Origin of the sequence: Paenarthrobacter nicotinovorans, assembly GCF_021919345.1 — a bacterium.
GTDB classification, from domain to species: Bacteria; Actinomycetota; Actinomycetes; order Actinomycetales; family Micrococcaceae; genus Arthrobacter; species Arthrobacter nicotinovorans.
The window spans coordinates 95,561-108,301 of the sequence record NZ_CP089294.1 but is presented as its reverse complement, the minus strand read 5'-3'; the positions used below and the strand labels follow the sequence as shown (position 1 = coordinate 108,301).

The 12,741-nt window shown below is 56.8% G+C and carries 10 protein-coding genes and 1 pseudogene; 8 read left to right on the top strand and 3 right to left on the bottom strand.

Annotated features, from left to right (window positions below; genetic code table 11):
- The first annotated feature begins 13 nt into the window (after positions 1 to 13).
- From JMY29_RS20625 to nboR, 7 genes are all read left to right on the top strand, one after another.
- Entirely contained in the window at positions 14 to 721 is a 708-nt protein-coding gene (locus JMY29_RS20625) for an SRPBCC family protein (protein ID WP_016359447.1), read from the top strand.
- Between the two features lie 5 nt (positions 722 to 726).
- Positions 727 to 1,602, top strand: a complete 876-nt coding sequence (locus JMY29_RS20620) for a carbon-nitrogen family hydrolase (protein ID WP_021474599.1) — start codon at positions 727 to 729, stop codon at positions 1,600 to 1,602.
- A gap of 202 nt (positions 1,603 to 1,804) precedes the next feature.
- Complete coding sequence (locus JMY29_RS20615; protein ID WP_016359445.1) at positions 1,805 to 2,698, top strand: AAA family ATPase; 894 nt, start codon at positions 1,805 to 1,807, stop codon at positions 2,696 to 2,698.
- Between the two features lie 17 nt (positions 2,699 to 2,715).
- Complete coding sequence (locus JMY29_RS20610; RefSeq protein WP_016359444.1) at positions 2,716 to 3,807, top strand: vWA domain-containing protein; 1,092 nt, start codon at positions 2,716 to 2,718, stop codon at positions 3,805 to 3,807.
- Positions 3,800 to 4,933 carry an XdhC family protein gene (locus JMY29_RS20605; RefSeq protein WP_016359443.1) on the top strand — a complete coding sequence of 378 codons (1,134 nt, stop codon included), beginning with the start codon at positions 3,800 to 3,802 and terminating at the stop codon, positions 4,931 to 4,933. Before JMY29_RS20610 ends, JMY29_RS20605 begins: the two co-directional genes overlap by 8 nt.
- 26 nt (positions 4,934 to 4,959) lie before the next feature.
- Positions 4,960 to 5,313: a hypothetical protein gene (locus JMY29_RS20600; protein WP_016359442.1), complete on the top strand. Its 354-nt coding sequence runs from the start codon at positions 4,960 to 4,962 to the stop codon at positions 5,311 to 5,313.
- Positions 5,306 to 5,920: a nicotine blue oxidoreductase gene (gene nboR / locus JMY29_RS20595; protein WP_016359441.1), complete on the top strand. Its 615-nt coding sequence runs from the start codon at positions 5,306 to 5,308 to the stop codon at positions 5,918 to 5,920. Before JMY29_RS20600 ends, nboR begins: the two co-directional genes overlap by 8 nt.
- An 807-nt stretch (positions 5,921 to 6,727) precedes the next feature.
- On the opposite strand, the pseudogene JMY29_RS20590 reads toward nboR, so the two are convergent.
- From JMY29_RS20590 to pmfR, 3 genes and pseudogenes are all read right to left on the bottom strand, one after another.
- A pseudogene (locus JMY29_RS20590) lies at positions 6,728 to 6,937 on the bottom strand (DUF4193 domain-containing protein); the annotation flags it as partial.
- A gap of 161 nt (positions 6,938 to 7,098) precedes the next feature.
- A complete protein-coding gene (locus tag JMY29_RS20585; protein ID WP_031217299.1) occupies positions 7,099 to 7,785 on the bottom strand; it encodes a hypothetical protein in 687 nt (228 codons plus the stop codon).
- A gap of 1,243 nt (positions 7,786 to 9,028) precedes the next feature.
- A complete protein-coding gene (gene pmfR / locus JMY29_RS20580) occupies positions 9,029 to 10,441 on the bottom strand; it encodes a transcciptional activator PmfR (RefSeq protein ID WP_016359436.1) in 1,413 nt (470 codons plus the stop codon).
- 481 nt (positions 10,442 to 10,922) lie between these two features.
- Here pmfR and JMY29_RS20575 point away from each other — a divergent pair, with 481 nt between their 5' ends.
- Entirely contained in the window at positions 10,923 to 12,368 is a 1,446-nt protein-coding gene (locus JMY29_RS20575; protein ID WP_016359435.1) for an APC family permease, read from the top strand.
- The last annotated feature ends 373 nt before the right edge of the window (positions 12,369 to 12,741 follow it).

The window sequence follows — 12,741 nt, the reverse complement described above, 5'->3', positions numbered from 1 at the left end:
AGGAAAAACCATCATGGAGATGACCAACACTTTTACCGTGCCCGTACCCCCGGACGAGGCGTGGCCGGTTTTGCTGGACTTGCAGCGAATCGCCCCCATGCTTCCCGGAGCATCCATCACCAGTGTTGACGGTGACGAGTACGAGGGCAAGGCAAAAATCAAGGTTGGGCCCATCACGGCCGAGTATGTCGGCGTTGCCCGATTCATTGAGGTCGATGAAAAGGGCCGCCGCGCGGTAATTCAGGCCCGTGCGAAGGATGCTCGCGGGCAAGGAAATATGTCCGCAACTATCACCGCCCGACTTGAGCCGGAAGCAAACGGCGCCACCGTCATTGTTCAGACCGAGCTGGACATGACAGGTAAAATCGCTCAGTTCGGGCGAGGTGTAATCAATGAAGCGGCCACGGCCATCCTCGGAGTATTCGCCCAACGGTTGGCTGTAGAGATGACTTCAGGAAGCGAGAGCAGCAGCGAAGCATCTGAGCTCTCAAAAACTGAAGCAGCCCTCGGAAGAGAAGTAAAGCAACCTCTTCAGGCAGAATCCGAAGTACTGGACCTCATCAAGCTGGCAAAGGACACGCGGGCCGCCAAAAAGGGCCCTGGCACTCAGGTCGAAGTTCCCGCAGTTGGACAGTGGCTGCCCGCAATCGTTTCCATCGTAGCTGCGCTGATTGCGGTCTTCTCGGCCGGTGTTGCCGCAGGAAGCAACCGAAGGTCTTGAACCTGATGGAAGTGCGCGAACTAGCACCAAGTAGAGGGCAACTTGACGTAGCAGCTGTTCAGGTGAAATTTGACTCAACAGAGCTGCTCGAGGACAGGATTTCGCGTATCCAGGACTTGGTTTCTGGCGTCGGCAAAGCGGACCTGATCGTCCTGCCTGAACTCTGGCTTCATGGCGGGTTCTCCTACGACAGCTGGCGAAAGAACGCCATTTCGCTGGAAAGTGAAGTGTTCACTTTCCTGTCCGAAGTGGCCAGGGACAAGAAGGCCTGGTTTCACGCCGGCTCTTTCATGGTCACGGAACCAAGCAGCGCTGCTTCTGACATGTGGAATACATCGGTTCTTTTTGACCCGACCGGATCCCTCCGGGCGACCTATAAAAAGATCCACCGCTTCGGCTTTTCCGACGGAGAGCCAAAGCTGATAGCAGCGGGAGATGAACCCAGGGTGGTGGAGCTGCAGACAGAACGAGCCACTGCCATCACTGGGCTCAGCACATGCTACGATCTTCGCTTCCCCGAACTATATCGACACATCTCAGCAGAAGGTACGGCGCTCAATGTGATACCAGCATGCTGGCCACTTACGCGAATTCAGCATTGGCAGACTCTGGGTCGCGCTCGAGCAATCGAAAACCAATCCTTTGTCGTGCAATGCAACATGACGGGGGTTGACCAGGAGGTGGAGCTGGGTGGTCACAGTCAGATTGTGGATGGCAACGGAGATATCCTCGCTCAGGCAGACAAAGAGGAAGCCGTTCTCCGTGCAACTCTCAATTTCGATTCACTGAACGAACTGCGAAGTTCGTTCCCGGTGCTGAACGACCGGCGGGCAGATATCTGGGCTGCTAAGGGCAAGACCGTGATCGCAAGCCACTTGTAGGAATAGTAAGGGTCTAATCCGAGCAGACTCGGCCGGGATGTCCTGCCGATTCGGGTAGGGCGGGGCATCCCGGAATCGGCTGTTCTTACGGTTGGTACGGCCGGTGGACGCCCTTCTACTGGCGGTATTCAGCACCTGCATAAGTAGACACCGCAAAAAGCCGCAATGCCACACCTCGAAAACCGACTAGCAAGGCGAGACAATGAGTAACGACAAAGTGACCAAACCGGAAAGTCCCGGTGAGATGGCTGCGCGGCTCAAGGCTGTCAACTATTTGGCTGACGAGGGTCTATCCACCACCGTCTTTCTATCTGTTGCGATGAACAAGCCGCTGCTTGTTGAAGGTGCTCCAGGCACGGGAAAAACGTCCTTGGCCGAAGCAATAGCTAAGATGCTGGCAATCCCGTTGATCCGACTGCAGTGCTACGAGGGCATCGAGTCCACCCAAGCGCTCTATGACTGGGATTTCTCACGTCAGATTCTTTACTTACGCTCACTGGAGGCAGCAAATTCGACAACGAGTGCGGAGGAACTAGAGCAGTCCCTATATACCGAACGTTTCCTGCTGCCTCGTCCGATTCTTCGGGCCTTACAAAGTGGACCGGCCGTTCTCCTCATCGACGAGGTTGACCGAGCTGACGATGAATTTGAAGCGTTCCTCCTGGAAGTGCTCGCATCAAACCAAATATCTATACCCGAATTGGGTACTATCACCGCCAAAGTTCCACCCATCGTGATCCTGACCTCCAACCGGACCCGAGAGTTACACGAGGCTCTGAAACGGCGATGCTACTTTCATTGGATAGACCACCCAGAACCGGCCCGTGAGTTGGAGATCATCAAGACACGGCTGCCCGGCGTGGATGAGAAGCTAGCGCAGCAGGTGGTGGACGTAGTCCAGTCCTTGCGCAATCAGGGACGTTTGCGACGCTCCCCTGGGGTAGCCGAAGCGCTTGACTGGGCCCAGGCTTTGAACCGCCTTGGCGGAAGTGACATCGACGCCGACAGTGCCAGCCTGACAATTGGCGCCCTCTGCAAAGACCAAGACGACCAGGAGCTTATCTTGAACGCCCTAAGAACCGTCTTTCCTACCTAACGTGAACGGTACTGGCGATGTCTTCACAAGTAGGTCTGAAAATTTTTTATGGTTTCGTAGGTGCTCTCAGAGATGAGGGGATGACCATAGGGGCCGAACAGGCCCAGCTTTACCTCGAGGCTCTGAGCGTTTTGGATCTTCAGCGTCGCGACGAGGTCTTCTGGGCCGGACGCGCGACGTTATGTAGGAGCAGGTCTGACTTCGGGCCCTACGACCGGACATTCCGCCTGTGGTTTTCATCGGAATCGCCGATTCCTGTGCCCCTTTCGGAGAGACAGGAAGCAAGCCTTCCCGACGCAGCAGACGGCGACAGCCCTCAGCCGGAATTGGAGCAGCAGATTGCACTGGCTAGCAAAGATGAATCCCTGCAACACCGAGATGTGGCACTCATGTCAGCGGAGGAAAAGAGTTATCTTGCGGAGGCCTTTGCTGCTCTACCTGTTAGAGAACCGCTGAGAAGGGCGCGTTACAAGCGGACCCATCGCCACAAGCGCATCGATCCGGCACACACTGTCCGAGACAATCTGAGGAGAGGCGGCGAACCAGGGCGCCTGCAATATCGCTTCCGAACGAATAAGCCCCGACGAGTCGTCTTGATCGTAGATGTTTCAGGATCTATGGAAGCCTATGCTGACAGCTTTTTCCGCTTCGGTCACCGCCTTTTAGCTGGCGCGTCCGACACAACAGAAGTATTTTCTATCGGCACACGCCTAACCAGAGTGACCTCGGCATTGCAGCACCCGGATCCGGAGGTCGCACTGTTGGACGCTGGACTCGTCGTTCCCGATTGGTCCGGAGGCACGCGACTGGGCGAAGCCCTAGCGGCCTTCATTACCCTGTGGGGACAACACGCAATGCTCAGAGGTTCTGTGCTGGTGATCGCCAGTGACGGATGGGAACGTGGGGATCCCAGGGATCTTGCCCGTCAGGTTTCCCGCCTCCATGGTTTGGCTCATCGTGTTATCTGGGCCAACCCCCACCGCGGAAAGTCTGGATACGAACCTATACAGAGCGGCATTAAGGCCGTTCTCCCGCACGTTGATGCCCTGGTCGCCGGCCACACCATGGCAGCTTTTAGGGACCTAGCAGATCGGATAGCACATGCGTGACGTTATTGAAGCACTGGCAGAATGGACGACGCACGGAGAAACCTTCGCCCTCGCCACAGTCGTCAGCACGTCTAAATCGGCCCCCCGGCCAGCGGGCGCTGCGATGGCCGTAAGCACCCCGGGGGAGGCCGTCGGCTCAGTCTCCGGGGGTTGCGTCGAAGGAGCTGTTTACCAAATTGCGCAGGAGGTCATTGAAGACGGTACTCCTGTTCTGCAACGGTTTGGATATAGCGACGATGACGCTGTAGCCGTAGGACTGACCTGTGGCGGAACAATCGACGTCTTCGTTGAACGAGTCACCAAAGAAAGTTACCCAGAATTACGAACGATCATTCAGGACGTTCAGAAGGGCAACCCCGTTGCCACTGCTACCGTGGTCGAACATGACCAGCCAGAAATGCTGGGTAAGCGGCTAATAGTCTGGCCAGCCCATACTGGCGGGACCCTCGGCAATAACATGCTGGACCATGCGATTGCCGACGATGCGAGAGGCCTGCTGGCTTCGGGTGAATCCAAGGTGCTCACGTACGGTCCCAGCGGGGAACGGATGGAAACCGGAACAAAGGTCTTTGTTTCTTCCTATCAGCCCAAGCCCAGAATGATCATTTTTGGTGCCATCGATTTTGCAGCAGCAGTCGCGCGGGCTGGGTCAATGGTGGGCTTTCATGTGACCGTCTGCGATGCTCGCCCTGTATTTGCGACCACCGCGCGCTTTCCTGGTGCGGACGAGGTGATCGTATCTTGGCCTCACGTTTACCTTCAGCAGGAAGTGACACAGGGAAAGGTGGACAACCGCACGGTCATCTGCGTTCTTACCCATGATCCCAAGTTCGACGTCCCTGTCTTGGAAATCGCCCTGCGGCTGGAGGGGGCATGCAGGCCCTCCTACATAGGCGCTATGGGCTCACGAAAGACCCATGAAGATCGGCTAAACCGCCTTCTGGAGGCTGGAGTGATAGAGCGGCAAATTGCCGAGCTTCATAGTCCCATCGGACTTGATCTCGGCGGCCGGACACCGGAGGAAACAGCAGTGTCAGTTGTGGCCGAAATAATAGCCAAGCGTTGGCAGGGGAGTGGCCGCCCTCTGCGCGACTCCACTGGCGCTGTGCACTCGGATCCGGCCTAGCAATGTCCAACCTTAAAGAGCTAGCAATGCAACCTTCTGAAGACAGCCGAAGTTGGCAAAACCCGGTGGACAACAAGACCATGGCAGTTTCAAAGTCAGTAGAAAATCCCGCACCCGGCAACTTCGACGAAAGCCAGCTATTTGATCTGCAAATGTTGGGGCAGGGTGACCAGATCCAGGTGTGTGAAGATGGCACGTTACCCTACTCCGGCGTCGTGGACACGAGCGCTCCTTCCCTTGGCATCATCTGGATTCGCCTAGAAGGGCTTGGGGAGAGAAGGCTAATCTTTTGTACTGACTATCGACTGCGTCGGGATCGCACCAAGCAATGGGATCTGACAGTCCTTCCATCTTGCGAACAGGAACCTCACGGTGGGTGACACGGATTTGCCGTGTGTGACGGGAGTGTTGCTGGCCGCCGGCGCCGGAAAACGTCTTGGGCGTGGTCCGAAGGCGCTCCTGCCATACCGCGGACGAACCCTCGTTGAGGACGCCGCCGAGACAATGCTTGTCGGCGGCTGTCATGAGGTAGTAATTGTTCTTGGAGCGAATGCACAAGCGGTGTGCGCCCGTGCAAACCTTGAGCCCTATCGGATAGTGGTGAACCATGACTGGTCCTCAGGTATGGGAAGTTCCTACCTTGCCGGTGATGCTGCTGCACATACAAAGAACCACATCCTCGTGGCTCTGGTAGATCAACCAGGGCTCAGCGTCACCACTGTTGGCCGGCTACTCGTCTCCCACCGGCCGGGGCGCATCAGTTCGGCTGCGTACTCATCGTTAGACAGCCCTCGGGTGCTCCGAAGAGGTCATCCAATGGTCATCGATGCAGGACTTCGGCCAGCAGTGGCCAGTACCGTTTCCGGTGATGCCGGAGCCAGGGTTTTCTTACGCCAGAAACCGTGGCTCGTAGATCTTATCGATTGCAGTGATGAATCTACCGGTGAGGACGTAGACACCGTCGAGCAGATGTATCGCCTCCTGTAGGACGATGCCCCGCAGCCTGCACCCCACCTATTTCTCGTGGGTCTCAAAAGCACGTTTAGGTTGATTCTCTGAACAGAAGGACGTTCCACTATGGCTTTCCTATTCCGGATGGATCGACTACGTACGGCACTATTTGGCAGCGGACAGACAGAATGTGCCGAATGCAAGCACCCCTCTCGCGACGACCAATGGACTTGGCTGGGAAGAATGACCGACCTGCCGCCTTCCGGTCTTGGTCTCTGCCAGGCAGCGGACACAAAGGGCGGAAGGTGTCTTTGCGTGAATAAAAGCCATTGTCGGTGACGGGCCAAAATTGAACCGTTCCTACGGCTTGGAGTTAACCTCAGCGACTTAGGAGTTTCATCGGTAGACCTAATATGTGTCTAGGAAGTCCAGTGCCTCCGATGCCCGATATGAGCAGTTGGTGAAACTGTGCATGGCAATCGCGCAGCGTGCCGGTTGTGGACATCAGCCATATATCGGGCAATGTGTGGCGCTACGGGACACGGTGGACGTTCCGGAAGTGGCGGCGGATGATCCAGGAGGGTGACCTCGACCGAATCTGATTCCACGAGAGCATGGGAACATGGCCCGCACGAATGGCGAGTGGTCCGCGTTAGAAAGGGCTGACTGTGACAGGTTTGGAAGCTGCGGAATGCGTTGTTTCCCATCCAGGTGGTGAAGCTTAGTCCGGGGCCGGCGCGTCGGGTTCGTGAGGTCGAGGAGACGCTGGGACTGCTGTTGCGCTGCAGCCCTGTCCACATATTTCCCAGGGTCAGCCGTCGCCCTTCGAGCAGGTGAAATGGTTCAGCCTTCGCATTCGGTGCAATACTTGTTTCCGTCCCTTTCCTTGGCGAGCTGGCTGCGGTGGTGGACAAGGAAACAGGACATAAACGTGAATTCGTCAGACTGGATGGGAATGACCTGGACCAGCAGTTCTTCGTTGGAAAGGTCAGCGCCGGGCAGTTAGAAAGCCTCGGCGAGATCGGTCTCATCGATGTCGATGACGGCCCCTTTCGGGGCGACACTGGCCACCCGTTACCGCCAACGACCATGCATCCTTCGTCCCGGCCCCGCCAATGGACTGGATCGCTGACCCGGTTGGGGATCGGCTTACGGACGAGGTTCCCCTAGGGGGCGACGTCAAGCTTGGTGTTGCTGTGTTTGGAATGGAACCGTTAGGTCCGGGGCATGAATTGGACTTGGATGTGCTTGAGCTCAGTGCGGGGAAGCACAGCGGTCACCACGCCGCCGCCTGCCAGTTGGGCTCCGATACCGTAGACGAACGGGTCCGTATCGACCTCTGCACCGGGCATATCGACTCCGTTGATGACGGTCCTGGCCTGGCTGTTGACCATCCGGCCGGTAACTGTGGGGGCGTGCTGGTCCCACGGGTTGCTGCCCGGCCAGAGCTCTTGCCGATATTGGTTCATGAGGATGTGGTTGACATGGTCAACCAACAGGCTTCGAACCGAAGAACGCTCGGATGGATCACGGTGCCAGGTGGTTCGCACGGCCTCCTCAAGTTGCGGGTAACGCAGGCGCTCCACGTACTCGATCAGCCAAGGGGGCCGCGGCCATGGCGGAACTTCCTCGATCGATCTGCGTGTCTTCTCGTTGAGGTCCGCGAGGTTTACCGGGTCTGAGTGGTCATCCGGGTTTCGCCAGAGCGTATAGGTGATGCTCGCCGTCATCTCGTTGTACCCACGATCATCTTGGCCATAGGTCACACCAACGCTGTCGGTGTCCTCCAACGATGGTTGAGGCGCGAGCCCCATCACCGGAATGGGCATCAGCTTCAGGCGCTCGGCCCATCCGGCCCGCGGGTCAGGAGCGTCTGAGGGGAGAATTCCGGCCACTCGCATACCTCGACGATGAACCACACGAGGGCGCCTGTAAATGGGAATTGGGTTTGGTACAACACCAAGCACGAACACTCCGGCATCGCCCTGTTCTCCTCAGCGCAAGTCCACGACGGCACATGGAAAAGCATTCGGAAGGAACGCGACCAAACCCTGCAACGCTACTACGACCAGTACCCGCACAGATTCCGAGACCGACCCACCACACCAGCACCGCAAACCTACGTAGGAATCAACCTTCCCGAACCAAACAAACAACCAGCCCACTGACTCCACACAGCTTGAAGGCCTGCGATATGCCCCCATCTCGCATCAGAGGCCGATGGTGCTTTCGCCAGCTTTCTCTCCACGTCCCAACGGCCCAAGATCGTACACCTGTTGCTGTGGGCCGGAGCAGCGGGCTGCCGTCACTGGTGGTAAGGCGAAGAAGGGAACATCTGAGCGGTAAAACTGTGGGAAGGACGTCACCTCCGACGCCAAGAACGTCCGCAGCGTCCGCGACATCCACCGCGGTCAAAACCGATTTTTGTGCGGCGGCGCCGACACGTTTGACACATCGACGACCAGCGAAAAACAAGACCGCCTAATTGCACACCCTCACTTCTCGATTTCGCTTGCACAAGTAGTCCTAAGAACACCGACGGGATGAGGCGGGTTCTGGGGAAGCCATTGTCCGTGACAGCAGCACCGCTAACTTGCTTTCGTTGGCTGCTCAATCCGTTTCCGGCAAGTTGCAGAATCTGCAGGGGTGCTCTTCGCAACCAGAACCGGCAGGTTCAAGGGCAAGACGCGGGTGCTGTCCTGGGGTGAGGGTGCGTAAGCGGGGATCTAAAGTGTGCCCGTCCGGAACGGCGGCTGTCATCATGGGGTAACCTTTCTGTTCCTCGAGGCCACGCGTTGGTGGACGAGGGTGTTGAGGGACAAAGGGAGCTCGACTGCTGATACGGAAGGCTCCTATGTAAGAGCAGGGATAACCGGAGCAGGAACCGGGGCGAGTCGCGTCAGCCGATTTTGCTGCTCACAGGTGCACTCAACAACAAGCCCTGTTCTTCGACATTAGACGTTCGGGAAGCGGCAGTCATGATAGGGAAAGCCAAAAACAAGAAACCCTTTTGTCTGATTCCTTGGATCGCAAGTAGAACCTGCTCTTTGGAAGACGCCCTTCGCAGGGTGTATGAGCGGTGCCCTAGACAATGTCCGTCACTACGACAGCCTGGAACGAGGAACTCGTGAATGACGGAAGTCTTCAGTCGGATCTGTCCGAGAAGGAGGGCCAGGCTTGAAACGCAAGCCAGAAGGCAGACAGATCCGCTGACGACGCGATATCCCGCCCGGTGATCTCTTTGATCCGGGTGAGTCTATAGGACAAGGTCTGCCGGTGGATGCCAAGAGCGGCTGCCGTTTCATTCCAGCGACGGTCATTGGCAAGGAAAGCAAACAGCGTTTCACGCAGAACAGTTATTTTAGGATCCGTACCCGCGAGTCTACCTAATACCTGTTGGACTATGGCCGAGGCTTCCTTTCTAGAGCGGGTTAGTAGCGATACCGGGACCCCGGTGAAGTCCGTCCATAGACCGTTCGTCCCACCAGATGAAAAGATCTTTGCGGCTTCATCCGCAGCAGCTTTAGCATCCCGCAAGTCGAGGTAGGTTGACGATACCCCGGCCCGGACGTCGAGGCCGTGGAGCAAGTTCCGGACGTCATTTCGACTCTGCTCAGGCATCAGGATAAAAAACGAGCTGCTTCCGGGCCCGGCCAGAACTGGCAGTGACTTGATGGACGCGGCCCGGGCTACCTTTTCGCTATCTTCCAATGCCACTGCAACGAATTGATAGCCTGACGAAGTACCGCTCGGACCCAGAATGCTCCCCAACCCATCAGGGCTACGCCCTTCAAAAATGGACGCAAGCATTTGAGTCGACCGTTCGGAACGGCGGCGAAGTGACCGTAGAAGTTGGCTCAACGCGACATCTATCACCTGCAGGACATGGATTAGCAGGAAGCTGCTCACCTCTTCGCCGGGATATTCGGAAATCATGAGCCTGGAGTCGCTGTCCCCCGGGAGCGCATAGGTACGTTCCCGGACGGACGTGGGCATAAATTCTAGCGGTGCCCCTTCTACAATCGTTAGGCCGGTTTGCACATCGAAGACGCTGAGACCCGCCCTTAGAAGAGCCTGTAAGTCGTTCATCATCCGTAACGGGTCAGTACGGGCGTAAGTGGACAACTGATAGAGCTTGCTCAGCTTGAGTACTTGCATGGTTTGGGTGGTTGCGGTAGCAGCGGCAACTGTTCTCCCAATTGCTGCGAAGGGAGTGGCCTGGTTCGTGAGAAGTACAGGAAAAGAACGTCTGTCTGCTTCTTCGTATAGTTCCCGAGTGAGTGGGGGGAGGCTGTTGTGATCCCCCAGGGCAACACCGGAAAGGCCGGCCTCGTCGAGTTTGACAATGAAGTTCCGTTGTTCCACGGCACTATGCGGAACACACAGGCCCACTGTCATGAGTAACTCGTGCGGACCAAGCCAGCGGTCGGGATCACTCAACTCGCAGCTGTGCGCCCATAGAACCTGCCGGTCAAGGCCGCCGGCGCCAGAAAGTACCTTCATACCCAGGCTTTGAGCGGTAACGAGGTCCCTGACCGTCAGCACTTGCTGTTCCATACGGGCATCTTAGTACTCGTGTATGAGGTAACTCTCTAGTACGCCAACACGAATATTTCGCAAACTTTGGTCTCTTGTCGAGTTTTGGCTCACGGAACGGATGCGTAAGGTGTGTCACACGCAGGCAGCCATGACCCTTAGGGAGCTTTGTAGGCACCGTGCACTGACCTGACACCGGCCACACAAGTATTCCCACAGCATCGGAGCGTGGCCGTCATTTGTGAGACCAGCTCGACTCAACCCCTCCCGCTGGTATCGAACGCTGTTAGAAGGCTAAACAGCTTGAACAGCCGAAAACATTGCTGGCGAACTGGCTCGGTGAGCATACAAGACTGAATTGGTCGCAACCACAATCCGAACCCAAGTCGCCATCTGGTAGGTGCAAGGGCGCATCTTCCCAACCGACTTCTTCGACAGGTTCGAAGAAGCCGCTTAAGCGTCGTGGTCGTGTGACCGCGACTCACCTGAAAGGCGTACACCTTTGCAATCTTCTTCTTCTGATATCACAGGAACATCGGCGGACGGTGGCCAAGCACCACCTCCTCAAGATATAGCCCATGCAGATCTACAGTTGGGACACCTCACCGGCCCGCAGGTGATGGGGCTTTCAATATCCTCTTTTATTCCCGCCGTCGGTCTTTCAGCAGTCCCCGCTTTCCTCGCCGCCTACACAGGGCGTTCGTCGTGGCTGGCTATGGCTGCCTCCGTTGTGGCATTCACCATCATTGGGTTATTCGTTACTGCGTTCGCCCGACGGTTTATAGGAACTGGGTCGCTCTACTCCTATATTCGGCACGTGTTTGGCTCGTGGAGCCCGCTCGTCATCGCGGCGGCGATGGTCCCAGGTTACATCGTTGTAGTCATGGTCCTAGTCGTCTCACTGGGTCTCTATGTCGGAAGTTTCCTCATGTCCGTGGGCGTTTCTAGCGCAGCAGGACCAGAGATACAACTGGTAATTTACGTCTTAGCGGCGCTGATAGCTATGGGGATCGCCTATCGAGGATTGGACGTATCAGTCCGTTCCAGCGTCATCCTCACGGTCGTTTCTGTGCCCGTTATGTTGGTCATTACCGTGGCAACGGCATTCGGCGGAAATGTTGACCTGGCGAGCCAGCTTAGTCTCAGCGACTTCACCTTCAACAGTTTCCTGCAAGGTCTAGCAATAGGCTCGACGTTCTTCATCGGTTTCGAAAGCAGCGCGGCCCTTGGCGCAGAAACCAGAAACCCTACCCGCGCGATTCCTCGGGCAATCATGGTGATCCCCGTCGTCCTCGGTATGGCCTTCCTTGCTGCCACAGTTATCCAGGTGCCGACTCTTGTCGATTCTGCTGACCAGCTTGCCCTTGGTGTCTCACCGAATGCGGTGCTTGCTGAAGCAGCAGGGGTAGGTTTTCTATCGAACATCAGCGACCTGGTTCTGGCTGCTGCCGTCTTTGCCAGCCTGATTGGATTCTTCAACTACGGGTCGCGAGTCGTTGTCAGCGCGGCTTCTGACGGCCTCCTGCCTTCTGCCTTAACCAAAGTCAGCAAGCGTTACAAGAGTCCGCTGGCAGCCATTGCCTTCCTTGGAGTTCCCTCGCTCGTTGGCCCCCCTGTAATGCTCTGGCTGACATCATCCACCCCCCTGGAAATTTACGGATACATTGCCACCCTGTTGGTCTACTTCTGGGTAATTCCATACTTCCTCATCTGCATCGGCGGTGCGGTGTTGCTAAATCGCCTCAGTCCGCGGAAATCGGTTCTGGTAAACATAGGCGCTGCTCTGGCGTCGGCAACTGTTCTGTGGCTCTATGTAAACGGAATCTTGTACCCAGCGCCGGGGCCCCTGAGCGCATTACCCTATGTAATGATCGGAACAGTCGCGGTGTTCCTCGTCGGCTTTGTGGCATCTGTCCGCAGCAAAAGAAGGACCTCGATTTCCGCCTAGGGCGCATTGCATGATCTCCCTAGGAGTCAAGGCGCAGGTTGCATAAACTGCAGCGGCGAGTAGCGCCCGCTCCCAAATAGCGCGCAATTAGGAGGCTCCCGTCCAACCCCGGCCGGGAGCCTCCTGCTACCACAATGAACCTTCTAAAAGAGACCCACGAGGACAGTGAGCTGAAGGGAGCCATGCTTCGTTCCCCGCATCTGTCCGAACAGATGCGGGGAACATCCAACAAGGACCCATTGTGAAATTGGGAACTTCACCGGGGCTGAATCCAACGGGCCGTTGAAGGTGGGTGGTACCCGCTGAGTTTGGGCCCGGGAAGCAGCAGCACGTCGACAGGTACTGATTGAGCAAGCCATGTGACAGCGGTTGA